Here is a 26,115-nt window from a genome sequence, read left to right as displayed (position 1 = left end):
TGTCTCCGGCGTTTGAATTCGGCTGCTGCAGCGCACATCGTGCGTTGCAGCAGTGGAAGCGACCGATTGAGATGAACTAGCTGCGCATCAGCTCAATGGCGGCACTTTTCTTGTGACGGATCACCGTCACCAGGTGCCAGGAGACAGACGCCGCTGCGAGGGCCAGGAAGACCGCCGAGATCGGCGTGGTGAGGAAACCACTGAAGTTGCCATCCGAGAGCATCAGACCGCGCCGCAGGTTGGTTTCAGCCATAGGGCCGAGGATGAAGCCAATGATGAACGGCGCAATCGGCAGTCCACCTTTGACGAAGCCATAGCCCATCAGGCCGAACAGCAGCACCGCCCAGACGTCGAAGATGCGGCTGTTGAGGCCGAACGCACCGACTACGCAGAGCACCAGGATGATCGGCAACAGAATGTGCTTGGGCACCGCCAGCAACTTGATGAAGATGCGCAGTCCGTAGAACTCCAGCACCAACATCAGCAACGAAGCCAGAATCAGCGCGGCAAAGATGGTGTAGACCAGCGATCCCTGACTGATGAACAACAGCGGGCCAGGCTGGATGCCGTGAATCATGAAGCCGCCAAGCATCACCGCCGTGGTGGTGTCTCCGGGAATACCCAGGGTCAGAAGCGGGATCATCGCACCGCCAATACCGGCGTTGTTCGCGGTTTCACTGGCAACCACGCCCTCGATGGAGCCTTTACCGAATTCTTCCGGGTGCTTTGAGCGCTTTTTTGCCGCGATGTAGGAAACAATGTTCGAGGTACCAGCGCCGATGCCCGGCAGGATCCCGATGCCCAGGCCGATGAACGCCGAGCGGGTCGCGTTCGGCAATTGGCTGATGAACTCCTTTATGGAAAAACCAAACCCTTTCACGCCTTTCATGCTGATGTTCTGTGGCTTGGCACGGTGGCTTGAGCGGGCGCTCTCGGCGAATTTCAGCACTTCGGAGACCGCAAACATGCCGATCATGACGGTAAGCATGGCGAAGCCACCGTTAAGACTCGGCAGGTCGAACGTGAAACGCCGAATGGCGTCGACCGGGGCGATCCCGACGGTTGAAAAGGCAAAGCCCAAGGCGCCGGCGAACAGCCCTTTGACCAGCGAACCGGTGGACAGTGTGGCAATCAGGGTCAGCGAAAAAACGGCAATGGAGAAATATTCATGGGGACCGAAACTCAAGGCCACGTCCGCCAGGATCGGGGCGATAAACATCAACGCCGCAATGCTGAAAATCGTGCCCAGGAACGAGAACACCACGCCAATGCCCAGGGCTTTGACGCCCTGGCCCTTTTTCATCATCGGCGAACCATCGAACGTCGTGGCGATGGAGGCCGGCGTACCCGGTATGTTGAGCAATATCGCTGAAATCAGCCCCCCCGAGGTGGCGCCGACAAACAGAGCAACCAGCAGTGACAGACCCGTGGCCGGGCCCATCGAATAGGTCAGCGGCAAGCACAGGGCGATGGCCATGGTGGCCGAAAGGCCGGGCACCGCACCAAAGACGATCCCCACTGCAACGCCGAGGGTGATCAGGACAAATACGTAGGGCGAGAATACGGCACCGAAGCCTTGTTGCAGGAGCTCAATCATCACCGTCCCCTAGAAATCCAATAGACCGGTGGGCAGCATCAAATCGAAGCCCTCACGGAAGATCACAAAAATCAACGCTGCTGAAACGACCGCGATCACGGCATAAAGCCCGTGCTTGACCTTCTGATCCGCGGGGGTCAACACGATGAATTGGGCGTAGAGGTAAAGCGTGGTCATGATCACGAAACCGACAACTTCCAGCAGCGCGGTGAAGAGCGTCACCAGGGCGATGGATTTGATAACCGTCGGGTAATCGATCGATTCAGCGGCTTCGCCCGGCTCGACAGGCTCGGCACGTTGCTGAGGCAGTTTTCTCCAGGCCAGCAACTGCAACACGCCCAACAGGCACAGCGCGCCGGAAAGAATCCAGGGCACAAAAGCGGCGTCGACAAAACCGCGACGCGGCAGATTCGCGGTCAACAACATGTACGCCACACCAGCACCGAGCATCGCCAGGCCGGCGAACAATTCATTTCTTTTGTAGGTATCCATACAGGATCCTCTTTCACTTGAAGGGCCGAGCAAAGGGGCGCTGGCCAATACGGTAAGCGCCCCATCCTGTTTCCCAGGATTTACTTGGCTTTACGCATTTCGTCCTTGAACTGCATGAAGTCGTCACGGGTCTTGGTCAGCGTAGCAATGGCTTCTTCGGTGCCCTGGAAGCTGACAGGCTGCTTGAAGGACTTCTTGAGCTCTTCAGCGTATTCAGGTTCTTCGGTGATTTTCTTCATGGTGTCAGCCATTTTCTTGACGATGGCCGGGTCTGTGCCTTTCGGGAAAGCGACGATGTAAGGCTTGTCCAGGACCAGGTCCACGCCTTGCTCCTTGAACGTCTTGACGTCACCCAGCAGCGGGTTGCGCTCTGCGTTAGGCTGCCCCAGAGCGGTCATCTTGCCGCTGGCAATGTAATCCTGAACCGAACCATAGCTGATAGCACCCAGGTCAATGCGCTTGCCCAGCAAGGCCACCACTTTTTCCGAAACGGTGCCGCTGTCGACCATCTTCAGTTTGACGCCGGCGAGCTTCTCGAACATCAAGCCTTGCAGGTGCGAGAAGTTACCCATCTCGGTGCCATAGGTGATGGTGCCTGGCTTGGCCTTGGCCTGTGAAATCAACTGATCGAGGGTGTCGATGCCCGAGCTTTTGGCAGAGACGAACACAGCGCCTTTATCGACGCCCGCGATGCAGGAGACATCGAATGCATCGAAGCGATCTTCGGACAACCCTGCCACTTCGTTAACGATCATCTGACCGGTGTGGGTGAACAGAATGGTGTTGCCATCTGGCGCCGCGCTCTTGACCGCGTCGGCAGCGATGGTGCCGCCCCCGCCGGCCATGTTGGTGACGACCATGGACTTGCCGGTCAGCTTGGTGAAGTACTTGGCCATCATCCGTGCGTTGAAGTCGGTATCGCCGCCGGCGTTGGCAATGACCACCACCTGCACCGGACGTGTCGGCCAGTCGCTCGCATCAGCGGCAACGGCCGCTCCGGCGGTGAGGCTCAAGAAGGAAGCGACGAGAGAGGCGCATAGTGTTTTTCTCATTATTGTTCTCCAGAGATGCTGCCGTAGAAGGTGTTGGTAGGGAGTTGGGTATGGGTGTCGCGAGGATGAATCGGGTGTATTGCCAACCCGCGCGCAGTGGCAATGCCGTACTGGGGCGCAGCAGGAAGCGAACGATGCAAGGAATTTGGTTGAGTCGAACAAGTATGGCTGTCTGGAAAGCCATGGCCCGCTTGGCTGGGATGCATAAGCGAGAAGAGATGCGCCCTTCTACGGTTATGCAGAAAGGGCAGAGAGCGATGCTGATGAGCCGTCGGAGCGAATGGCATAGCAGGGCCTGCGTCGATTTTATTATTTTATGTCATACGTTGTCGTACGACTTGGCCGATTATCGTCACCTAAAATAATTTTTGTCAACGCGGATATTTGTTGAATCGGTGCGAGCGGGAAGACGTGGCCTCATGTTTACGCTCATGAGGAGCAATGCGGGGGTGACGATCAGACGAGCGGCGATCAGCGGTGCCGCTCAGGAGCCGGGGGGTGGAGGGCAGCAACCGGTGACGCCAGGGTGCAGAGGAGACGAAACCACCTCCGCGACCCCGGCTGCCAGGGCTTACTCCACTGTCACAGACTTGGCCAGGTTTCGTGGCTGGTCGACGTCAGTGCCCTTGAGTACCGCGACATAGTACGACAACAACTGCAGCGGGATCGTGTAGAGGATCGGCGACAGGATGTCGTGGATGTGCGGCATGTGCACCACGTGAGTACCTTCACCATTGGTCATGCCGGCCTTCTCGTCGGCAAAGACAATCAGCTGGCCGCCACGGGCGCGCACTTCCTGCAGGTTGGACTTGAGCTTTTCCAGCAGCTCGTTGTTCGGCGCCACGGTGACCACGGGCATATCGTTATCCACCAGGGCCAGCGGGCCGTGCTTGAGTTCACCGGCCGGATAGGCTTCAGCGTGGATATAGGAAATTTCCTTGAGCTTCAGGGCGCCTTCCATCGCCACCGGGAATTGCGCGCCACGCCCCAGGAACAGGGTGTGGTTCTTCTCGGCGAACAACTCGGCGATTTTTTCCACGGTGCTGTCCATCGCCAGGGCTTCGCCCAGACGGGTCGGCAGGCGGCGCAGCTCTTCCACCAATGTTGCCTCAACACCCTCGCCCAAGGTCCCGCGCACCTGTCCCAAGGACAGGGTCAGCAACAGCAGGCCCACCAGCTGCGTGGTGAACGCCTTGGTCGACGCCACACCGATTTCACGGCCAGCTTGGGTCAGCAGGGTCAGGTCGGATTCGCGCACCAACGAGCTGATGCCCACGTTGCAAATCGCCAGGCTGGCAAGGAAACCCATCTCCTTGGCGTTACGCAGGGCGGCCAAGGTGTCGGCGGTTTCACCGGACTGGGAAATGGTGACGAACAGGGTGTCGGGTTGCACCACCACTTTGCGGTAACGGAATTCGCTGGCGACTTCGACCTGGCACGGAATACCGGCCAACTCTTCCAACCAGTAACGAGCAACCATACCGGCGTGGTAGCTGGTGCCACAGGCAACGATCTGCACGTTGCGAACCTTGGCGAACAGCTCGGCGGCCTGTGGCCCGAACGCCTGGACCAGCACCTGACTCTGGCTCATGCGGCCTTCCAGGGTGCGTTGCACCACGGCCGGTTGTTCGTGGATCTCCTTGAGCATGAAGTGCCGGAACTCGCCCTTGTCGGCGGCTTCGGCGCCGTCACGGTATTGAACGGTCTCGCGCTCCACGGCTTTGCCGTCGATGTCCCAGATCTGCACGCTGTCGCGGCGAATTTCGGCGATATCGCCCTCTTCCAGGTACATGAAGCGGTCAGTGACCTGACGCAGCGCCAGCTGATCGGAAGCCAGGAAGTTTTCCCCAAGGCCCAGACCGATCACCAACGGGCTGCCGCTGCGGGCAGCAACCAGTCGATCCGGCTGCTCGGCACTGATCACCGCCAAGCCATAGGCGCCATGCAATTCCTTGACGGTGGCCTTGAGCGCCGCAGTCAAGTCCATCAGTTCCTTGAGCTTGTGATTGAGCAGGTGGGCAATGACTTCGGTGTCAGTGTCGGAGGTGAACACATAGCCGAGTGCCTTGAGTTGCTCACGCAGCGCTTCGTGATTCTCGATAATGCCGTTGTGCACAACCGCCAGGTGGTCGGAGAAATGCGGGTGGGCGTTACGCTCGCACGGCGCGCCGTGAGTGGCCCAGCGGGTGTGCGCGATGCCCAGGCGCCCCACCAGCGGCTCGGCGTCCAACGCTTGCTCCAGCTCACTGACCTTACCTGGGCGTCGCATGCGCTCAAGCTTCTCGTCGTTGGTAAACACCGCCACACCGGCGCTGTCATAACCACGGTATTCGAGGCGCTTGAGGCCTTCGAGCAAGATTGCAGTGATGTTGCGTTCAGCAACGGCGCCGACAATTCCACACATGCTATTTCTCCTGGCTGACAGACGCGCAGATCACATTGATCCCACGGGCCTGAATCTGATCGCGGGCCTCCACGGGCAGGCGATCATCGGTAATAAGGGTATGGACGCTGCTCCACGGCAGTTCCAGGTTGGGGATTTTTCGGCCGATCTTGTCGGCCTCCACCATCACGATCACTTCGCGGGCTACCTCAGCCATTACACGGCTCAGGCCCAGCAGTTCGTTAAAAGTGGTGGTGCCTCGGACCAGATCGATGCCGTCGGCGCCGATAAACAACTGGTCGAAATCGTAGGAGCGCAGGACCTGCTCCGCGACTTGGCCCTGGAACGACTCGGAATGAGGATCCCAGGTGCCGCCGGTCATCAACAGCACCGGTTCATGCTCCAGCTCGCTCAGGGCACTGGCGACATGCAGGGAATTGGTCATCACCACCAACCCCGGCTGCAGTCCGAGCTGAGGAATCATTGCCGCGGTGGTGCTGCCGCTGTCGATGATAATCCGCGCATGTTCGCGGACCCGCTTCACCGCGGCCCGGGCAATGGCTTGTTTGTATTTGGAGACGGCTTGCCCGTTATCGGCGACCAGTTCCTGCGGCATGGGGACCGCACCACCGTAACGACGCAGCAGCAAACCATTGGTTTCCAACGCGGCGAGATCCTTGCGAATCGTAACTTCCGAGGTTTCGAAGCGCTTGGCCAACTCATCAACACTGACTTCGCCCTGCTCTTGAAGCAAGGCTAGGATGTTGTGGCGGCGCTGTGGTGTGTTGCGCTTGGACATAAGGATAAGTTTCGATTCGAAAGATAACGTAAGTAATCAAAACCTATTGGAAGCATGTCGTCAAGACAAGAGCAGAAAAATTCAGAAACTGGGTGAACATGAACGCCATCGCGAACAGGCTCGCTCCCACATTGATTGCAGCGTCCACGGGGCCCGTGTCAGCCGAGAATTCAGTGTGGGAGCGAGCCTGCTCGCGATGGCGGCGACCGGAGTTGTGGATAACTCAGGTTTTCTGGATTTTGACTGGGCGCTTCCAGCCATCGATGTTGCGCTGCCGCGCACGGGCCACAGCGAGTTGAGACTTATCCACATCCTGATTGATGGTTGAACCTGCTGCGGTGTTTGATCCATCACCGATGGTCACCGGTGCAACCAGCGAATTATTGGAGCCAATGAACACGTCCTCACCAATAGTCGTCTGATACTTATTGGCGCCGTCGTAATTACAGGTGATGGTACCGGCACCAATGTTCGTGCGTGCGCCGATTTCAGCGTCACCCAGATAGGTCAGGTGACCGGCCTTGGCGCCTTCGCCCATGTGGGCATTCTTGAGCTCGACGAAGTTACCCACATGGGCGCGGGCTTCCAGCACAGTACCCGGACGCAGGCGAGCAAATGGGCCCGCGTCGCTGCCTTCGCCCATGACGGCGCCATCGAGGTGACTGTTGGCTTTGATCACCACGCCTTTTCGCAGGGTACTGTCCTTGATCACACAGTTCGGGCCGATGACCACGTCGTCTTCGATGATGACCTTGCCTTCAAGGATAACGTTGATGTCGATGACCACATCGCGGCCGACGCTGACTTCACCGCGCACATCGAAACGGGCCGGGTCGCGCAGGGTCACGCCCTGAGCCATCAGACGGCGGGCGGCGCGCAATTGATAGTGACGCTCCAGTTCGGCCAGTTGCCGGCGATCGTTGGCGCCCTGCACTTCCATGGCATCCAGCGGCTGCTCAGTGGCGACCACCAGCCCGTCGTTGACAGCCATGGCAATCACATCGGTCAGGTAGTACTCGCCCTGGGCATTGTTATTCGACAAACGACTCATCCAGTCGCCCAGGCGTTCAGCCGGTACGGCAAGAATGCCGGTGTTGCCTTCGGTGATCGCGCGCTGGGCTTCGTTGGCGTCCTTTTGCTCGACAATCGCTGTCACCTGGCCGTCGGCGTTGCGCACAATGCGGCCGTAACCAGTGGGGTCATCCAGCTCGACGGTCAGCAGGCCCAATTGCTGTGGAGCAGCATGCTTGAGCAGGCGCTGCAAGGTATCGACTTCGATCAGCGGCACGTCGCCGTAGAGAATCAGTACCGTATCGGCAGTAATAAATGGCACCGCCTGGGCCACCGCGTGGCCGGTCCCCAGTTGTTTATCCTGCAGGACAAAATTAAGGTCATCCGCCGCCAAACGCTCACGCACAGCATCCGCCCCGTGGCCGATCACCACGTGAATGCGCTGTGGATCAAGTTGCCGGGCGCTGTGGATAACATGACCGAGCATGGAATTGCCGGCCACCGGGTGCAATACCTTGGGCAGCGCCGAACGCATGCGAGTGCCTTGACCCGCCGCGAGGATAACGATTTCGAGAGACATGACTGGCTACCAATCCTGGGTGGTCAGCGGCTGCGACCAGATGATGAGTGTCGGAAAAAGAAAAAAGGGTAGCCGAGGCTACCCTTTTTAATCAATCGCACAGAAAGCAGACGGCTTAACCGCCGAACTTCTTGCGGATCTGCTGGACGGTGCGCAGCTGAGCTGCGGCCTCGGCCAGACGTGCAGCAGCAGAGCCGTAATCGAACTCGGCGCCGCGCTCATGCAAGGCCTTCTCAGCAGCCTTGACGGCTTCCTGAGCGGAGGCTTCGTCCAGGTCGGCAGCACGTTGCACGGTGTCGGCAAGGACCTTGACCATGTTCGGCTGAACCTCGAGGAAACCACCGGAGATGTAATACACCTCGGATTCCCCGCCCTGCTTGATCAAGCGGATCGGACCTGGTTTCAGATTAGTGATCAGCGGTGCGTGACCCAGAGCGATACCAAGATCGCCCAGCTCACCATGCGCAACCACCATCTCGACCAGACCGGAGAAAATTTCCCCTTCCGCACTGACGATATCGCAATGGACTGTCATAGCCATCTGATTGCCTCAACCTAAATTAGCGCCCGTTGCCGGGCGCCGGGATTACAGTTTCTTGGCTTTCTCGATCGCTTCTTCGATGCCGCCGACCATGTAGAACGCTTGTTCTGGCAGGTGGTCGTAGTCACCGTTGAGGATGCCTTTGAAGCCAGCAATGGTGTCTTTCAGGGAAACGTATTTACCCGAGGCACCGGTGAAGACTTCAGCCACGAAGAACGGCTGCGACAAGAAGCGCTGGATCTTACGAGCGCGGGATACCAACTGCTTGTCGGTTTCCGACAGCTCGTCCATACCCAGGATCGCAATGATGTCCTTCAGCTCTTTGTAACGCTGCAGCACGTACTGAACGCCGCGAGCGGTGTCGTAGTGCTCCTGGCCGATCACGTTCGGGTCCAGCTGACGCGAAGTCGAGTCCAGTGGGTCTACCGCTGGGTAGATACCCAGGGAAGCGATGTCACGGGACAGAACGACGGTGGCGTCCAAGTGGGCGAAGGTGGTCGCTGGCGACGGGTCGGTCAAGTCGTCCGCCGGTACGTATACCGCCTGGATCGAGGTGATCGAACCTTCCTTGGTCGAAGTGATGCGCTCTTGCAGCACGCCCATCTCTTCAGCCAGGGTCGGCTGGTAACCTACTGCCGAAGGCATACGGCCCAGCAGTGCGGATACTTCAGTACCGGCCAGGGTGTAACGGTAGATGTTGTCGACGAACAACAGTACGTCGTTACCTTCGTCACGGAACTTCTCGGCCATGGTCAGGCCAGTCAGGGCTACGCGCAGACGGTTTCCCGGCGGCTCGTTCATCTGACCGTAAACCAGTGCCACTTTGTCCAGAACGTTGGAGTCCTTCATCTCGTGGTAGAAGTCGTTACCCTCACGAGTACGCTCACCCACACCGGCGAACACGGAATAACCGCTGTGCTCGATGGCGATGTTACGGATCAGTTCCATCATGTTTACGGTCTTGCCCACACCGGCACCACCGAACAGACCGACTTTACCGCCCTTGGCGAACGGGCAAACCAGGTCGATAACCTTGATGCCGGTTTCCAGCAGGTCGTTGCCGCCTGCCTGTTCAGCGAAGGATGGCGCAGGACGGTGAATGCCCCAGCGCTCTTCGGTGGCGATCGGACCTGCTTCGTCGATCGGGTTGCCCAGTACGTCCATGATCCGGCCCAGGGTCGCTTTACCGACCGGTACGGAGATGGCTGCGCCAGAGTCGACAACATCCAGACCGCGCTTCAAGCCTTCGGTGGAGCCCATCGCAATGGTACGTACCACGCCGTCGCCCAGCTGCTGCTGAACTTCCAGAGTGGTTTCCGCGCCTTGTACTTTCAGCGCGTTGTAGATGCTCGGTACGCTGTCGCGTGGAAATTCCACGTCGATAACGGCGCCGATGATTTGAACGATACGTCCGCTACTCATAGCTGGATCCTCTGAATATTTGAACCGTTAAACCGCGGCAGCGCCGCCGACGATTTCCGAGATCTCTTGGGTGATCGCAGCCTGACGCGCCTTGTTGTAGATCAGTTGCAAATCACTGATCAGATCACCGGCGTTGTCGGTAGCGTTCTTCATCGCGATCATCCGCGCCGCTTGTTCAGCTGCGTTGTTCTCGACCACCGCCTGGTAAACCTGCGATTCCACGTAGCGGACCATCAAGCCGTCAAGCAGCTCTTTGGCATCCGGTTCGTAGAGGTAGTCCCAGTGGTGCTTGAGTTCCTGTTCCGGGGTCGCCACCAGTGGAATCAACTGCTCCACGGTAGGCTGTTGCGTCATGGTGTTGATGAATTTGTTGGATACCACGGACAGGCGGTCAATACGGCCTTCCAGGTAAGCATCCAGCATCACCTTGACGCTGCCGATCAGATCATTGATCGACGGCTCTTCACCCAGGTGGCTGATAGCAGCGACGACGTTACCGCCGAAGTTGCGGAAAAAAGCCGCACCTTTGCTACCAATCACGCACAGATCGATCTCGACGCCTTGTTCACGGTTTACAGCCATGTCCTTGACCAGGGCCTTGAACAGGTTGGTGTTCAAGCCACCGCACAGACCACGGTCACTACTCACCACAACGTAACCGACGCGCTTGATGGCGCGGTCGATCATGAACGGGTGGCGATATTCCGGGTTGGCGTTGGCCAGATGACCAATTACCTGGCGGATGCGCTCCGCGTAGGGACGGCTAGCAGCCATGCGCATTTGTGCCTTGCGCATTTTGCTGACCGCCACTTTTTCCATGGCGCTGGTAATCTTTTGCGTGCTTTTGATGCTCGCAATCTTACTGCGAATCTCTTTTGCGCCTGCCATGTAACACCTATCAGGTTAGCAAGCGGGAGCCTTGCGACTCCCGCTGCGGCTTACCAGGTTTGGGTGGCCTTGAACTTCTCGATACCGGCTTTCATGCCAGCGTCGATTTCGTCATTGAAGTCACCCTTCACGTTGATCTTCGCCATCAAATCGGCGTGATCGCGGTTGAAGTAAGCAATCAGCGCTTGTTCAAAGCTGCCGACCTTGGCGATTTCGACGTCAGTCAGGAACCCACGTTCAGCGGCATACAGCGACAACGCCATGTCAGCGATCGACATCGGAGCGTATTGCTTCTGCTTCATCAGCTCGGTAACGCGCTGACCATGCTCAAGTTGCTTACGGGTCGCTTCGTCCAGGTCAGACGCGAATTGGGCGAATGCCGCCAGTTCACGGTACTGAGCCAGAGCGGTACGGATACCACCGGAGAGCTTCTTGATGATCTTGGTCTGAGCGGCACCACCCACACGGGATACCGAAACACCGGCGTTCACAGCAGGACGGATCCCGGAGTTGAACATGGCCGATTCCAGGAAGATCTGACCGTCGGTGATGGAAATCACGTTGGTCGGAACGAACGCGGAAACGTCGCCAGCCTGGGTTTCGATGATCGGCAGTGCGGTCAGGGAACCGGTTTTGCCGGTCACTGCGCCGTTGGTGAACTTCTCTACGTACTCTTCCGAAACGCGGGATGCGCGCTCCAGCAGACGGGAGTGGAGATAGAACACGTCGCCTGGGTAAGCTTCACGGCCTGGTGGACGGCGCAGCAGCAGGGAGATCTGGCGGTAAGCCACTGCCTGCTTGGACAGATCGTCATAAACGATCAGCGCGTCTTCACCGCGGTCGCGGAAGTATTCGCCCATGGTGCAACCGGAGTACGGTGCCAGGAACTGCAGCGCAGGAGATTCCGAAGCACTGGCAGCCACGATGATCGTGTTGGCCAGGGCGCCGTTTTCTTCCAGCTTGCGAACCACGTTGGCGATGGTCGATTGCTTCTGACCAATTGCCACGTAGACGCAGAAAATGCCGCTGTTCTTCTGGTTGATGATCGCGTCGATCGCCAGAGCGGTTTTACCGATCTGACGGTCACCGATGATCAGCTCACGCTGGCCACGGCCGACAGGGATCATGGCATCGACAGCCTTGTAGCCAGTCTGTACAGGCTGGTCTACCGACTTACGCCAGATCACGCCTGGAGCAACTTTCTCGACCGCATCGGTCTCGGTGTTGTTCAGCGGACCTTTGCCGTCAACTGGGTTACCCAGTGCGTCGACTACGCGACCCAGCAGTTCCTTACCAACCGGAACTTCGAGGATGCGGCCGGTGCACTTGGCGCTCATGCCTTCAGCCAGAGACGTGTACGCGCCCAATACCACGGCACCTACAGAGTCTTGCTCCAGGTTGAGGGCCATACCGTAGACGCCGCCCGGAAACTCGATCATCTCGCCGTACATGACGTCGGCCAGACCGTGAATCCGCACGATGCCGTCAGATACGCTGACGACAGTGCCTTCGTTACGGGCTTGGGAGGTCACATCGAGCTTGTCGATGCGGCCCTTGATAATTTCACTTATTTCGGAAGGATTGAGTTGCTGCATTGCTCTGCTGCCCCTTCAAACTCAAGATTTCAATGCTTCGGCAAGTTTCGCGATTTTGCCGCGAATCGAGCCATCGATAACCAGGTCACCGGCGCGGATAACGACACCACCAATCAAGGCAGGGTCTTCCGTAACGTCCAGACGCACTTCCCGGTTGAGTCGTGCACTGAGAACCTTGGCGAGTTTGTCTTGCTGTTCTTGGTTCAATGCAAAAGCACTGGTCACTTCCACGTCTACCGACTTCTCTTGCTCAGCCTTGTACAGGTCGAACAATGCGGCGATCTCCGGCAGAAGCGGGAGACGGTCGTTTTCGGCAACGACGTGAATGAAATTCTGTGCCTTGGCATCGAACTTGTCGCCGCACACGTCAATGAACGTGGCGGCCTTTTCTGCGCTCGTCAGTCGCGGGGCCTTGAGCACGCGCTGCATGGTGTCGTCTTGCGACACCGCTGCTGCCAGGCCGAGCATGGCTGACCAATTGGCCAGTTGCTGGTGGGCCTGAGCGTGCTCGAAGGCCGCCTTAGCGTAAGGTCGGGCCAACGTGGTCAGTTCTGCCATGATCGCCCTCGCTTAAATTTCAGCAGCCAGTTTGTTTACCAGCTCTGCGTGCGCGTTTTGATCGATTGTGGCACCCAGGATCTTCGAAGCACCGCCAACAGCCAGGGCACCCACTTGGGCACGCAGGGCGTCTTTGACACTGTTCAGTTCCTGTTCGATCTCGGCTTGAGCCTGAGCCTTCACACGGTCAGCTTCGACGCGAGCCTGTTCACGGGCTTCGTCGACAATCTGGGTACCGCGTTTCTTGGCTTGCTCGATGATTTCAGCTGCCTGAGCTTTCGCTTCGCGCAGTTGCTGACCCACTTTCTCATGGGCCAACTCCAGGTCGCGAGCTGCACGGCTGGCAGCGTCCAGACCATCCGCGATCTTCTTTTGACGTTCGTGCAATGCCGCAATGACCGGAGGCCATACGAACTTCATGCAGAACAGTACAAAAATCAGGAACGCAACGGACTGGCCAATCAGGGTCGCATTAATGTTCACGCCAACACCTCGCAGTTACGTTGTCCATCACACCAATCTACTCGAGACATCCGAGTAATTAGCCAGCGATTTGACCAACGAACGGGTTCGCAAAGGTGAAGAACAGAGCGATACCAACACCGATCATGGTCACGGCGTCGAGCAGACCAGCCACGATGAACATTTTAACTTGCAGCATTGGAACCATTTCTGGCTGACGCGCGGCGCCTTCCAGGAACTTGCCGCCCAGCAGGCCGAAACCAATTGCGGTACCCAGTGCGCCCAGGCCGATCAACAGTGCAACAGCGATAGCGGTTAGACCAACTACAGTTTCCATCTTTCCTCCCGACTTTTACGTCGTATGGTTTAGGTTTTTTAGATTAAAGCGGTAAAACAAATCGTTTCATCAAGCCCGTTCGGGCCCCTTCCCGTGTGACCGGGAAGGACATCAGACTAGTCGAGACTGGCCTTAATGGTTTTCTTCGTGCGCCATCGACAGGTAGACGATGGTCAGCATCATGAAGATGAACGCCTGCAGGGTGATGATCAGGATGTGGAACACAGCCCACGCCCACTGCAGAACTACACCCAGGCCGCTGAGCCAGAGCAGACCGCTGCCGAACATCACGGCGATCAGGATGAACACCAGCTCGCCGGCATACATGTTGCCGAACAGACGCAGGGCCAGGGAGATCGGTTTGGCGATCAGGGTCACGAACTCCAGAAGGAAGTTCACCGGGATCAGCAGGGCCTGAACGAGAATGTTCTTGCTGCCGAACGGGTGCAGGGTCAGTTCGCCGATGAAGCCGCCGATGCCCTTGACCTTGATGCTATAGAAAATGATCAGTGCGAAAACCGAGAACGCCATGCCCAGGGTCGCGTTCGGGTCGGTAGTCGACACGGCGCGGAATGGGATGTGCGAATCGCCGGAGATCAGGATGGCCAGCTGAGGAATCCAGTCGACCGGTACCAGGTCGATGGCGTTCATCAGGAACACCCAGACGAAGATGGTCAGTGCCAGCGGTGCGATCACCGGGCTACGGCCATGGAAGCTGTCTTTCACGCTGCCATCGACGAATTCGACCAATACTTCAACGAAGTTCTGCAGTGCACCAGGCTGACCGGAAGTCGCCTTCTTCGCCGCCATGCGGAAAAGAAGCACGAAGATCAGACCCAGTGCGACCGACCAGCCGAGCGTATCGACGTGGAAGGCCCAGAAGCCCATTTCCTTGGCTTCTGCTGCGGTGTGAGCAAAGCCCCAGCCGCCATTGGGTAGCTGCCCGAAGGTCAGGTTCTGCAAGTGGTGCTGGATATAGCCCGAAGCGGTTGTCTCTGCCATGGTTGCCTCAAACGCCCTAAGGTCTCGAAAGTCTTGTTCTCATTAGCAGGGGAGCGAACCAGCTAACCAGTTGGGTCAGCACGAAGACGCTGAATACAGCCAGCGGCGCCAGTGGCTTCACACCTGCGAACGTCAATGCAAACAGCACTGCCGTCAAAATCAGTTTCCCCGCCTCACCGGCATAAAAAGACCGGACGATGGCTTGGGCTGCTCGGGCGCCGGAAAACCGAAATGCCCTGTGAGCGAAATAAATATTGGGAAGCAAGGCTATCAGGCCTCCGCAAAGCCCTGAGTATCCGGCGACGACTCCCTTCCATTGCCAGAGCGCCAAAGCAGCGATCAGTACAACGACGAATTGGGTCATCAACACCGGGAAAACAGCCAGACGATGGAACGGCAAGCGGTTTGGCGTGCGTGTTTCCATCGCTTTTGCTCTCCAATGATCGGCCGCCATAATTCAATAACTTGGCATAATTTGTGCCGACAAAATGCGCGCAGAGTATAGGGGCGGTTCTGCCCCTATTCAACTGCCAGGTAGTGATTTCCGACTGCGCGCTACAAGAGCAATTGTTTCAGCGAATGTGCGCAAGGACACCTTGCAGCTCATCGAGGGAGTTATAACCGATCACCAATTGCCCTTTGCCCTTCTTGCCGTGGCGAATCTGCACCGCAGAGCCTAGGCGCTCGGCCAGGCGCTGTTCCAGGCGTGCGATATCCGGATCGGTTTTCGGTGCTTCGACAGGTGCCGGTTTACCACTGAGCCACTGACGAACCAGTGCCTCGGTTTGGCGCACAGTCAGGCCTCGTGCGACAACATGTCGCGCCCCTTCAACCTGTTGATTTTCCGGCAAACCGAGCAACGCCCGGGCATGCCCCATTTCCAGATCACCATGGGACAGCATGGTCTTGATGACTTCCGGCAAGGCAATCAGGCGCAACAGGTTGGCCACGGTCACGCGGGACTTGCCCACCGCCTCGGCGACCTGCTGTTGAGTCAGCTGGAACTCCTGCTGCAAACGCTGCAGGGCCACAGCCTCTTCGATCGGGTTGAGGTCTTCGCGCTGGATATTCTCGATCAGCGCCATGGCGATGGCGGTTTCATCCGGTACATCGCGGACCATCGCCGGAATGGTTTCCTGACCCGCCTGCTGGCTGGCACGCCAGCGGCGTTCGCCGGCGATGATCTCGAAGCGCCCGTTGGCGATCGGCCGAACCACGATCGGCTGCATCACGCCCTGGCTCTTGATCGACTGGGCCAGCTCTTCCAGTGCCTGCGGATCCATGTCCCGACGCGGCTGATACTTGCCGCGCTGGATCAGGTCCAGGGGCAAGTGTTGCAGCTCGCGCTGATCGACTTGTACGGCCTGCTCTTCCAGCGAACTGACAGTGGGGCCACTGAGCAGTGCATCCAGTCCACGTCCGAGACCTCGTTTCTTGACGGCCATGGGGTTTCCTTAAGTTGGCTGGGCAGCAGCGGTGCGTGGGTTTCGGCGCTGGCGGCGAACCATCTCGCCCGCCAGGGCCAGGTAGGCCAGCGCGCCCCGGGATTGTTTGTCGTAGGCCAGGGCCGGCATGCCGTAGCTCGGCGCTTCGGCCAAACGGATGTTACGCGGAATGACCGTATCGTAGAGCTGCTCGCCGAAGTGTTCCTTGAGCTGGGCCGATACGTCGTTCATCAGGCTCAGGCGCGGGTCATACATGGTCCGCAGCAGGCCCTCGACTTTCAGCTCCGGGTTCAGCAGTTCGGCAATGCGCTTGATGTTATCCACAAGGTCGCTCAACCCTTCGAGGGCAAAGTACTCGCACTGCATGGGAATAATCACCCCATCAGCGGCCACCAGGGCGTTGAGAGTCAGCATCGAAAGCGACGGTGGGCAGTCGATCAGGATGTAATCGTAATTTTCCCGAATCGGCGCCAAGGCGCTGCGCAGGCGGCTTTCCTTCATCTGCATTTCCAGCAGAACCACTTCGGCCGCCGTCAGGTCACGGTTGGCCGGCAGCAGTTGATAACCGCCGTGTTCGGAGAAATGCATGGCCTGGCCCAGATCGCATTCGCCGATCAGAACATCGTAAATGGAGTTTTCCAGGCCATGTTTATCCACACCGCTACCCATGGTGGCGTTGCCCTGTGGATCGAGATCGATCAGCAACACCCGGCGCTTGGTCGCGACCAGGGATGCTGCGAGGTTGATGCAGGTGGTGGTTTTACCCACACCACCCTTCTGGTTCGCTATCGCGAATACCTTAGCCATTGTTGCTTGTATTCCCAATCATGCCGTGCGGCGCAGTATCAGCAGATGGCGTTGGCCTTGGCAACCGGGTACGGCCAGGGCGTGTTCGCTATCGAGGTGGAAGTCTGCCGGCAATGCTACCAGCTCATCGGCCGGATGAACGCCCTTCATTGCCAGCCAGCGCGTATCGGCATCGCCCAGATGGCGAGTCCAATTGCTGAAGTTTTCCATGCTGCTGAACGCCCGGGAGATGATCCCGTTGAAAGGCTGGGCAGGCTGGAACGCTTCGACGCGGCTGTGGATAACTTGCAGGTTATCCAGTTTGAGTTCGAGTTTGACCTGGGTCAGGAAGCGGGTTTTCTTGCCGTTGCTGTCCAGGCAGGTCACTTGCGAGCCAGGAAACAGGATCGCCAGCGGGATACCCGGCATGCCCCCGCCACTGCCGACATCGAGCCAGCGGCCGTCTTCGATGAAGGACATGACGCTGAGGCTGTCGAGCAGATGCCGCGAGACCATTTCATCCGGATCGCGCACCGCAGTCAGGTTGTAGGCCTTGTTCCATTTGATCAACAGGGCCAGATAGCCCAGCAGCTGCGCGTGCTGGGCTTCGGTCAGGCTGACGCCGAGCTGACGGGCACCTGTGGATAACTCTTCGGCGTGTTGCGAGGTGACCATCGAACTCAAGCGCTTTGCTCCAACTGACGGCCCGCGCCGCGTTTTTTCAAATGAATCATCAACAGGGAAATGGCCGCCGGGGTCACACCGGGAATGCGCGAAGCCTGGCCCAGGGTCTCGGGACGAGTTGCACCGAGCTTGCTCTGGATTTCCTTCGACAACCCGGAAATGCCGGTGTAATCGATATCCACAGGCAGTTTGGTGTCTTCACTGGCGCGCAGACGGGCGATTTCGTCTTGCTGACGGTCGATGTAACCGGCGTATTTGGTCTTGATCTCGACCTGCTCGGCCACCTGCGGATCCTCCGCGCCCTGACCGGTCACAACCACCAGCCCGGCATAATCGATTTCCGGGCGGCTCAACAAGTTGAGCAAGTTGTATTCGTGGGTCAGCGGTGTGCCGAATTTGGTTGCGATGGCATCGCCCTGCTCGGTACCGGGACGAACCCAAGTGCTTTTCAGGCGCTGTTCTTCCAGCTCGATACTCTCGCGTTTCTTGCAGAACGCGGCCCAGCGAACGTCATCGACCAGCCCCAGCTCACGACCTTTCTCGGTCAGGCGCAGGTCAGCGTTGTCTTCACGCAGGATCAGACGATATTCGGCACGGGAGGTGAACATCCGATACGGTTCCTGGGTACCCAGGGTAATCAAATCATCCACAAGCACACCGATATACGCCTCATCGCGGCGCGGGCACCAGCTGTCTTTGCCCTGGGCGCGCAGCGCTGCGTTGGCACCAGCCAGCAGGCCTTGGGCACCGGCCTCTTCGTAACCGGTGGTGCCGTTGATTTGTCCGGCAAAGAACAGGCCGCCGATGACTTTGGTTTCCAGGCTGTACTTGAGGTCCCGCGGGTCGAAGTAATCGTATTCGATGGCATAGCCCGGACGAACGATGTGGGCGTTTTCCATGCCGCGAATCGATTGGACGATCTGCAGTTGCACGTCGAACGGCAGGGAAGTGGAAATCCCGTTCGGGTACAGCTCGTGCGTCGTCAGGCCTTCGGGTTCGATGAAGACCTGATGGCTTTCCTTGTCGGCAAACCGATGGATCTTGTCTTCGATCGATGGGCAATAACGCGGGCCGATACCTTCGATCACGCCGGAATACATGGGCGAGCGATCCAGGTTGGCGGCAATGATTTCGTGAGTGCGGGCATTGGTATGGGTGATCCAGCAGCTCACCTGTTTCGGGTGCTGCGCTTTGGAGCCCATGAACGACATGACCGGAATCGGCGTATCGCCCGGCTGCTCGGTCATCACCGAGAAATCCACAGAGCGGCCATCGATGCGCGGTGGCGTACCAGTTTTCAAGCGACCGACACGCAACGGCAACTCACGCAGGCGCTGAGCCAGTGCGATTGAGGGTGGATCACCTGCGCGACCGCCGGAATAGTTCTGCATGCCGATGTGGATAAGTCCACCGAGGAAGGTCCCGGTGGTCAGCACCACGGAATCAGCGAAGAAGCGCAGGCCCATCTGGGTCACAACACCACGCACCTGGTCCTGCTCGACGATCAGGTCATCGGCTGCCTGTTGAAATATCCACAGGTTCGGCTGGTTTTCCAGGATTTCGCGGACAGCGGCCTTGTACAGGACACGGTCGGCCTGGGCACGAGTAGCCCGCACGGCCGGGCCTTTACGGCTGTTCAATACACGAAACTGAATGCCACCTTTATCCGTGGCCATGGCCATCGCGCCACCGAGGGCATCGATTTCCTTGACCAGATGGCTTTTGCCAATCCCACCAATGGCGGGGTTGCAGCTCATGGCGCCGAGGGTTTCCACGTTATGCGTCAGCAACAGGGTTTTAGCCCCCATGCGTGCTGATGCAAGTGCTGCCTCGGTACCGGCATGACCGCCGCCGATGACGATCACTTCAAAACGGGAAGGGAAATCCACCACGCACCTCGTGCCTGCTTAATTCAGGTAATTCGGAAATAGGTTTGAGCCTGGCTTTGGGCGTTTTTCGAGCCAGGTCGGCAAGTATAGGGACTTCCCCTTTCCTAAAGAACCCTTTGCACAAAATTTAACCAGCTGTGGAGAAGTCGAGGTTAAAGAAATTAAAAAGAAAGAAATTTATAAAACCTTTGTTTTTATGTTTATTCTTACTGAGCCTCACTTCTGTGGATAAAGCTCTGAAGGCCTTTATATTCAATATGTACAGAGATTCAAAACCCTGTGGTCAGGTGCGGCTGAGGGGCTTGGATAACCGGTGTAAGCCTGTGGATTAATGGGGTGGTTATCCACAGAGGTGGTTATCTTCAGTTTTGAAGGGGGTTTATCAACCGAGCTCAGGGCCAGTTATTCACAGGGCTTAATCCACAGGAAAACTGGCTTTTGATCCAGACACCGCCCACAGGCAAGCCGCCATGCAGGGCAATCGTTCCAGAAAAGGGAAAAAACCGGCTGCATGGACTCGTTGTAGGGTCGATAGCAGCCGGGTTCTTAAGGAATGGGTTATTTACCGATGCAGAAGCTGGAGAAGATTCGACCAAGCAGGTCATCAGAGCTGAAGGCCCCGGTAATTTCCCCGAGAGCTTGCTGGGCCTGACGTAAATCTTCGGCCAGTAGCTCACCGGCTCCGGCAAGGGTCAGTTGCGCGCGACCGTGCTCCAGCGCCGCGCTGGCATGGCGCAGCGCCTCCAGGTGCCGACGACGGGCGCTGAAGCTGCTTTCCGAAGTCTGCTCGTAACCCATGCAGGCCTTTAAATGTTCGCGCAGCAACTCCAGTCCCATATCCGCGGATTTCGCACTGAGGCTAATGGTGACGTGGCCATCAGCGCTGACCTCCAGGGTCACGGGTTCCCCGGTCAGGTCGGCCTTGTTTCGAATCAGCGTGACTTTCGAAGGGTCAGGCCGGGTTTCCAGAAACTCTGGCCACAAAGCGAAAGGATCATCCGCTTCCGGGGCCGTGGCATCGACCACCAACAACACGCGGTCAGCCTCGCCGATGGCTTTGAGCGCACGCTCCACACCGATTTTTTCCACATGGTCGTCGGTATCCCGCAGGCCGGCCGTGTCGACCACATGCAGGGGCATGCCATCGATGTGGATATGTTCGCGCAGAATATCCCGGGTGGTGCCGGCGATCTCGGTGACAATCGCGGCCTCACGGCCTGCCAAGGCGTTGAGGAGGCTGGATTTGCCGGCATTTGGCCTTCCGGCGATCACCACCGTCATCCCATCGCGCAACAAAGCACCCTGCCCGGCTTCGCGCAGTACTGTGGATAACTCATCGCGGACCTTGTCGAGCATGCTGAGCACGTGACCATCGGCGAGAAAGTCGATCTCTTCCTCGGGAAAGTCGATCGCGGCCTCGACGTAGATCCGCAGGCCGATCAGTTGCTCGGTGAGGTTATGCACACGCTGGGAAAAAGCGCCCTGCAGGGATCGCAAGGCATTGCGCGCGGCCTGTGAGGAACTGGCTTCGATCAGATCAGCAATGGCTTCGGCCTGGGCCAGGTCGAGCTTGTCATTGAGGAATGCACGTTCGCTGAACTCGCCTGGTCGCGCAAGACGACACCCCAGTTCGAGGCAACGCTTGAGCAACATGTCCAGGACGATCGGACCACCATGGCCTTGCAGTTCCAGCACATCTTCGCCGGTGAACGAGTTGGGACCAGGAAAATACAAAGCCAGGCCTTCATCGAGCACCTGCTGGTCATCACTGAAAAAAGGGCCGTAGTGAGCAAACCGCGGTTTGAGTTCTCGACCGCTGATGGCCTTTGCCGCGACGCTGGCCAACGGTCCCGAAATACGGACGATGCCGACTCCGCCGCGACCTTGGGCAGTGGCAACGGCGGCGATGGTTTCACGAGGTGCGCTCATAAACCGGTATCCAGACAAAAGTGGCAGATAGCAAAACGCCCCACTAGGGGGCGTTTTGTGTGGTTATCCACAGAGCAAGTTACGCCTCGGCTTTTTTCGTAGCCGCTTCGATCTTACGCGTGATGTACCACTGCTGGGTAATCGACAACACGTTGTTCACAACCCAGTACAGCACCAGGCCCGCAGGGAACCACAGGAAGAAGAAGGTGAAGATGATCGGCATCATCTTCATGACCTTCGCCTGCATAGGGTCCGGAGGCGTTGGGTTCAGCTGCTGCTGAATGAACATGGTCGCGCCCATGATGATCGGCAGGATGAAGAACGGATCCTTGATCGACAGGTCGGTAATCCACAGCATGAACGGTGCCTGGCGCATCTCGACGCTTTCCAGCAGCACCCAGTACAGCGCCAGGAACACAGGCATCTGGACAAGAATCGGCAAGCAACCACCCAACGGGTTGATCTTCTCTTTCTTGTACAGCTCCATCATGGCCTGGGACATTTTCTGCCGGTCATCGCCATGTTGTTCTTTCAGGGCGGCCAGTTTCGGTGCCACTGCGCGCATGCGAGCCATGGATTTGTAGCTGGCTGCCGACAATGGGAAGAAGATCCCCTTGATCAGCATGGTCAGGAAGATGATCGACCAGCCCCAGTTACCGACGATGCTGTGGATATGTTGCAGCAGCCAGAAGATTGGCTGGGCAATGAACCACAGGAACCCGTAGTCCACGGTCAGTTCCAGACCTGGGGACAACTCTTTCAACACCGCTTGGCTTTTTGGACCGGCATACAGAATCGCGCTGGTCTCGACTTTTGCACCTGGTGCAGCGGTCAATGCCGGGCCGGTATAACCGACGATGTAGTTGCCTTTGCTGTCTTTACGCGTCTGGACGACGTTGTTCTCGCCTTTCTGCGGGATCCAGGCGGTGACAAAATAGTGCTGCAACCAGGCAACCCAGCCACCTTGTACGGTTTCCTTGAGCTGCGCCTTGTCCATGTCTTTCATGGACACTTTCTTGTACGGCTCCGAACTTGTCCACAGGGCAGCGCCCAGGTAAGTCGCGGTACCGGTGGCGGTGCTGGAGGAAGGATCATCGCTGGCGTCACGCTTGAGCTGCGCGAACATCGCACCAGACCAGGGCTGTGCGCTCTGGTTGTCGATCAGATAGGAAACAGTCACGTCATACAGGCCACGTTTCAAAGTGAAACGCTTGATGTAATTGACGCCGTCCTTGCTGAACTTCAGGTCCACGACCAATTGGTCCTGACCGTCAGCCAGTTGATAAGTCTTCTTCTCGGAGGAGTAAACCGGGCGGCCGGCCGGGTTTGCATCCGGGCCGTTGGTGCCGATCAGACCACTTTGGGCCAGATAGGTCCGCTCATTGCCGTTATCGAACAACTGGAATGGAATTTCCGGATGGTCCTGGCGGCGCGGATACAACGGCAGCTTCAACTGAGCGACGTCACCACCTTGTGGATCGATTGCCAGCTCAAGCACGTCAGTCTTGATCTGGATCAGATCCTTGCTTGCAGCCACAGGGGCTTCGGCAGGAGCAGTGGTATCGTTTGCCGCGCGGGGGATGTCGTCATTACTGGCGGTGCTATTGCCAGTCGTGGTGTCCGGCAAGCTCGGTGCGGTATTGCTGGCTGCAACATTCTGAGTCGGCAGGGCAGCCTGGCCATAGTCCTGGTTCCATTTAAGAACCATTACGTAGGACACGATTGCCAGGGCGACGATCAGGATCGTGCGTTTGATATCCATGATTACTCGGCCATCGAAGAAGAACGGGAGGTAGGGATAGGCGGAACCGGGTCATAACCGCCGGGATTCCACGGATGACAGCGACCTAAACGACGAAAGGTCAGCCAGCCACCGCGCAGAAGGCCATGATTTTCTATGGCTTCATACGCGTAGCAAGAACAACTGGGGTAGAAACGACAGTGACTGGCCATCAGGGGACTAATGGCGTAGCGATAAAACTGGATCGGAACGAGTGCCAGTTTACGCATCGGGACTGTCTACCCCTACAGTTTCGGTGTTGACTGCTGGCGGTGCTGGCTTGTTACGAGCCAAGCGCTTCCAGAGTTTGCCGAAATGCTGAATCAATTCGGGGTTTTCTACGTCACCCAAACCTTTGCGCGCGACGATAACAATGTCCCAACCGACCAGAGAATCCTGGTTCAGGCGAAACGATTCGCGCATCAGACGTTTGAGGCGATTGCGCTGAACGGAGAGCTTGACGCTCTTTTTCCCGATAACCAGCCCTAGTCGGGGGTGATCAAGATCGTTGCTGCGCGCAAGGAGCAGGAGATTTTTCCCCGGAACCTTGCCGGTAGGGGAGTCAAAGACTGCCTTGAAATGCCGGGGTGTAAGCAGACGCTTTTCCCGACTGAAGTCCTGACTCACCTCCAGTGCCGGATTATCAAACTGCCAGACGCGCACGACCTTTGGCGCGACGACGCGACAGGACGGCACGACCGTTCTTGGTAGCCATGCGAGCACGGAAACCGTGGGTACGAGCGCGTTTGATAGTGCTTGGTTGGAAAGTACGTTTCATGTCGTGTTACCTGGGTTCGTCCACAACGGGCCGGAATGGCCCCCGTTTTAAGAGACCGGGGATTCTAGAGAAAGCAAGCCTCTAGGTCAATTTCCAACCAGCGTTTACTTCAAATAGATATCGCGCCTGGATAGCGGCTTCATCGCAGGACTCCAGATATAGAAATAAAAAGAAGGGAATTATTTAAAGCTTTTCTGTAAAGCTTATAAAAGCAAGGCTGGCACCTATCTGTGGATAACCATGCCTAGGCCTTGTAGTCCGCCATGTACAGAGAATGACAACTACAGGGGAAAGCGGTGTTCAGCCTGTGCTGCGCTGTCGGATAAGCTGTGTGTGGAATGGCTACTTATCCACAGTGAGGTTATCCACCGACTTCAACCCCCACTTGTGCAACGACCTCACGGGCGGTTATCCACAGAGCTTATCCACCGACCGCCTGTCGTCTTGCTCGTTGTTAAGGCATTGATAAATCATGGTGGATGAGCAACCTGCATGTGGATAAGTGGGCGTCCGCTCGCTACAATGGCCGCTTGTTTTTGCCTCACCGGCTTTCAACTTAGGGGATATCCGTGTCAGTGGAACTTTGGCAGCAGTGCGTGGAGCTTTTGCGCGATGAGCTGCCTGCCCAACAATTCAACACTTGGATCCGTCCGCTACAGGTCGAAGCCGAAGGCGACGAGTTGCGCGTCTATGCACCGAACCGTTTCGTTCTTGACTGGGTCAACGAAAAGTACCTGGGACGGGTCATGGAACTGCTCGATGAGCATGGCAATGGCATGGCGCCTGCGCTGTCCTTATTAATAGGCAGCAAACGCAGCTCTGCGCCGCGCGCCGCCCCCAACGCCCCGTTGGCCGCTGCGGCCTCCCAGGCCCAGGCTGTCGCGGCGCCGGTTAACCATGCCGCACCGGCCCCCACGCCGGCACCGAGCAAGCGTAATGCACAAAAAGTGGCCGAGGTCAGCGAAGAGCCCTCGCGGGACAGCTTCGACCCAATGGCCGGCGCCAGCTCCCAACAAGCTCCGGTACGCGCCGAACAGCGCACCGTCCAGGTCGAAGGTGCGCTCAAGCACACCAGTTACCTGAACCGCACCTTTACCTTCGAGAACTTCGTTGAGGGCAAGTCCAACCAACTGGCGCGAGCGGCAGCCTGGCAGGTCGCGGACAACCCCAAGCATGGCTACAACCCGCTCTTCCTTTATGGTGGCGTAGGCTTGGGTAAAACCCACTTGATGCACGCGGTGGGTAACCACCTATTAAAGAAGAACCCGAATGCCAAGGTCGTGTACCTGCATTCCGAGCGTTTCGTGGCCGACATGGTCAAGGCGCTGCAGCTGAACGCGATCAATGAGTTCAAGCGCTTCTACCGTTCGGTGGACGCCTTGCTGATCGACGATATTCAGTTCTTCGCCCGCAAGGAGCGTTCCCAGGAAGAGTTTTTCCACACCTTCAACGCATTGCTTGAAGGCGGGCAGCAGGTCATTCTTACCAGTGACCGCTACCCGAAAGAAATCGAAGGTCTGGAAGAACGTCTCAAGTCGCGTTTTGGCTGGGGCCTGACGGTTGCCGTCGAGCCGCCGGAGCTGGAAACCCGGGTGGCGATCCTGATGAAGAAGGCTGATCAGGCCAAGGTCGAACTGCCTCACGATGCCGCATTCTTCATTGCCCAGCGTATCCGCTCGAACGTCCGTGAGCTCGAAGGCGCCCTCAAGCGGGTCATCGCTCATTCGCACTTCATGGGCCGCGACATCACCATCGAGTTGATTCGCGAGTCCTTGAAGGATTTGTTAGCGCTCCAGGACAAGCTGGTTTCTGTGGATAACATTCAGCGCACTGTCGCTGAATACTACAAAATCAAGATATCCGACCTGCTGTCCAAACGCCGATCGCGTTCGGTGGCTCGCCCGCGTCAGGTGGCGATGGCCTTGTCCAAGGAGCTGACCAACCACAGTCTGCCGGAAATTGGCGATGTGTTTGGCGGACGCGACCACACCACGGTGTTGCACGCCTGTCGTAAGATCAACGAACTTAAGGAATCCGACGCGGACATCCGCGAGGACTACAAGAACCTGCTGCGAACACTGACCACTTGATGACCACCAGCGCAG

Annotated in this window: 25 protein-coding genes; 1 reads left to right on the top strand and 24 read right to left on the bottom strand. The window is 57.8% G+C overall.

Translation table 11 applies throughout. The features are described 5' to 3' along the window. Window positions 1-76 precede the first annotated feature (76 nt). The 24 genes from BW979_RS03500 to rpmH form a co-directional block, all read right to left on the bottom strand. Window positions 77-1,597 carry a tripartite tricarboxylate transporter permease gene (locus tag BW979_RS03500; RefSeq protein ID WP_076383167.1) on the bottom strand — a complete coding sequence of 507 codons (1,521 nt, stop codon included), beginning with the start codon at window positions 1,595-1,597 and terminating at the stop codon, window positions 77-79. A 9-nt stretch (window positions 1,598-1,606) separates the two neighbouring features. Next, window positions 1,607-2,089, bottom strand: a complete 483-nt coding sequence (locus BW979_RS03495; protein WP_076383166.1) for a tripartite tricarboxylate transporter TctB family protein — start codon at window positions 2,087-2,089, stop codon at window positions 1,607-1,609. Between the two features lie 80 nt (window positions 2,090-2,169). Next, window positions 2,170-3,141: a tripartite tricarboxylate transporter substrate binding protein gene (locus tag BW979_RS03490; protein WP_076383165.1), complete on the bottom strand. Its 972-nt coding sequence runs from the start codon at window positions 3,139-3,141 to the stop codon at window positions 2,170-2,172. 571 nt (window positions 3,142-3,712) lie between these two features. Then, complete coding sequence (gene glmS / locus BW979_RS03480; protein WP_076383163.1) at window positions 3,713-5,545, bottom strand: glutamine--fructose-6-phosphate transaminase (isomerizing); 1,833 nt, start codon at window positions 5,543-5,545, stop codon at window positions 3,713-3,715. Window position 5,546: 1 nt separating this feature from the next. Continuing rightward, entirely contained in the window at window positions 5,547-6,323 is a 777-nt protein-coding gene (locus BW979_RS03475; RefSeq protein ID WP_047230092.1) for a DeoR/GlpR family DNA-binding transcription regulator, read from the bottom strand. 223 nt (window positions 6,324-6,546) lie between these two features. Continuing rightward, on the bottom strand, window positions 6,547-7,914 hold the full coding sequence (gene glmU / locus BW979_RS03470) for a bifunctional UDP-N-acetylglucosamine diphosphorylase/glucosamine-1-phosphate N-acetyltransferase GlmU (RefSeq protein ID WP_076383162.1): 1,368 nt from the start codon (window positions 7,912-7,914) through the stop codon (window positions 6,547-6,549). Window positions 7,915-8,029: 115 nt separating this feature from the next. Further along, window positions 8,030-8,455 (bottom strand): F0F1 ATP synthase subunit epsilon, encoded by a 426-nt coding sequence (locus tag BW979_RS03465; protein ID WP_047230094.1) that lies wholly within the window; start codon window positions 8,453-8,455, stop codon window positions 8,030-8,032. Window positions 8,456-8,500: 45 nt separating this feature from the next. Then, window positions 8,501-9,877, bottom strand: a complete 1,377-nt coding sequence (gene atpD, locus BW979_RS03460; protein ID WP_047230095.1) for a F0F1 ATP synthase subunit beta — start codon at window positions 9,875-9,877, stop codon at window positions 8,501-8,503. Window positions 9,878-9,904: 27 nt separating this feature from the next. Then, window positions 9,905-10,765, bottom strand: a complete 861-nt coding sequence (gene atpG, locus BW979_RS03455; RefSeq protein ID WP_003207090.1) for a F0F1 ATP synthase subunit gamma — start codon at window positions 10,763-10,765, stop codon at window positions 9,905-9,907. 50 nt (window positions 10,766-10,815) lie between these two features. After that, window positions 10,816-12,360 (bottom strand): F0F1 ATP synthase subunit alpha, encoded by a 1,545-nt coding sequence (gene atpA / locus BW979_RS03450; RefSeq protein ID WP_025216279.1) that lies wholly within the window; start codon window positions 12,358-12,360, stop codon window positions 10,816-10,818. A 21-nt stretch (window positions 12,361-12,381) separates the two neighbouring features. Beyond that, a complete protein-coding gene (locus BW979_RS03445) occupies window positions 12,382-12,918 on the bottom strand; it encodes a F0F1 ATP synthase subunit delta (protein ID WP_047230096.1) in 537 nt (178 codons plus the stop codon). 12 nt (window positions 12,919-12,930) lie between these two features. Continuing rightward, window positions 12,931-13,401, bottom strand: coding sequence for a F0F1 ATP synthase subunit B (locus BW979_RS03440; protein WP_047230097.1), 471 nt, complete (start codon window positions 13,399-13,401; stop codon window positions 12,931-12,933). A 58-nt stretch (window positions 13,402-13,459) separates the two neighbouring features. Continuing rightward, on the bottom strand, window positions 13,460-13,717 hold the full coding sequence (gene atpE, locus BW979_RS03435; RefSeq protein ID WP_003097235.1) for a F0F1 ATP synthase subunit C: 258 nt from the start codon (window positions 13,715-13,717) through the stop codon (window positions 13,460-13,462). Window positions 13,718-13,849: 132 nt separating this feature from the next. Further along, window positions 13,850-14,719: a F0F1 ATP synthase subunit A gene (atpB, locus tag BW979_RS03430; RefSeq protein WP_047230098.1), complete on the bottom strand. Its 870-nt coding sequence runs from the start codon at window positions 14,717-14,719 to the stop codon at window positions 13,850-13,852. A 16-nt stretch (window positions 14,720-14,735) separates the two neighbouring features. Beyond that, entirely contained in the window at window positions 14,736-15,143 is a 408-nt protein-coding gene (locus tag BW979_RS03425) for a F0F1 ATP synthase subunit I (RefSeq protein ID WP_047230099.1), read from the bottom strand. A 148-nt stretch (window positions 15,144-15,291) separates the two neighbouring features. Next, window positions 15,292-16,164, bottom strand: coding sequence for a ParB/RepB/Spo0J family partition protein (locus tag BW979_RS03420; protein WP_003207098.1), 873 nt, complete (start codon window positions 16,162-16,164; stop codon window positions 15,292-15,294). Window positions 16,165-16,173: 9 nt separating this feature from the next. Then, entirely contained in the window at window positions 16,174-16,971 is a 798-nt protein-coding gene (locus BW979_RS03415) for a ParA family protein (protein WP_003187199.1), read from the bottom strand. An 18-nt stretch (window positions 16,972-16,989) separates the two neighbouring features. Then, on the bottom strand, window positions 16,990-17,625 hold the full coding sequence (gene rsmG / locus BW979_RS03410; protein ID WP_171061291.1) for a 16S rRNA (guanine(527)-N(7))-methyltransferase RsmG: 636 nt from the start codon (window positions 17,623-17,625) through the stop codon (window positions 16,990-16,992). A 5-nt stretch (window positions 17,626-17,630) separates the two neighbouring features. After that, a complete protein-coding gene (gene mnmG, locus BW979_RS03405; RefSeq protein ID WP_076383161.1) occupies window positions 17,631-19,523 on the bottom strand; it encodes a tRNA uridine-5-carboxymethylaminomethyl(34) synthesis enzyme MnmG in 1,893 nt (630 codons plus the stop codon). Between the two features lie 558 nt (window positions 19,524-20,081). Beyond that, on the bottom strand, window positions 20,082-21,452 hold the full coding sequence (mnmE, locus tag BW979_RS03395) for a tRNA uridine-5-carboxymethylaminomethyl(34) synthesis GTPase MnmE (protein WP_047230102.1): 1,371 nt from the start codon (window positions 21,450-21,452) through the stop codon (window positions 20,082-20,084). Window positions 21,453-21,531: 79 nt separating this feature from the next. Then, on the bottom strand, window positions 21,532-23,214 hold the full coding sequence (yidC, locus tag BW979_RS03390; protein WP_047230103.1) for a membrane protein insertase YidC: 1,683 nt from the start codon (window positions 23,212-23,214) through the stop codon (window positions 21,532-21,534). A gap of 2 nt (window positions 23,215-23,216) precedes the next feature. Next, entirely contained in the window at window positions 23,217-23,462 is a 246-nt protein-coding gene (yidD, locus tag BW979_RS03385; protein WP_010465488.1) for a membrane protein insertion efficiency factor YidD, read from the bottom strand. Further along, complete coding sequence (gene rnpA / locus BW979_RS03380; protein WP_047230119.1) at window positions 23,455-23,859, bottom strand: ribonuclease P protein component; 405 nt, start codon at window positions 23,857-23,859, stop codon at window positions 23,455-23,457. Before rnpA ends, yidD begins: the two co-directional genes overlap by 8 nt. A 16-nt stretch (window positions 23,860-23,875) precedes the next feature. Then, window positions 23,876-24,010 carry a 50S ribosomal protein L34 gene (gene rpmH / locus BW979_RS03375; protein ID WP_003213577.1) on the bottom strand — a complete coding sequence of 45 codons (135 nt, stop codon included), beginning with the start codon at window positions 24,008-24,010 and terminating at the stop codon, window positions 23,876-23,878. A 569-nt stretch (window positions 24,011-24,579) separates the two neighbouring features. Between rpmH and dnaA the strand changes: the two genes are divergently transcribed. Further along, the gene (gene dnaA / locus BW979_RS03370; protein ID WP_047230104.1) at window positions 24,580-26,100 is read left to right on the top strand and encodes a chromosomal replication initiator protein DnaA; all 1,521 of its coding nucleotides are present in this window, start codon (window positions 24,580-24,582) and stop codon (window positions 26,098-26,100) included. Window positions 26,101-26,115: the final 15 nt, after the last annotated feature.

This window comes from Pseudomonas sp. A214 (assembly GCF_900156295.1).
GTDB classification, from domain to species: Bacteria; Pseudomonadota; Gammaproteobacteria; order Pseudomonadales; family Pseudomonadaceae; genus Aquipseudomonas; species Aquipseudomonas rhizophila.
The sequence above is the reverse complement of the archived record's forward strand: the minus strand, read 5'-3'. Positions and strand labels throughout refer to the sequence as shown.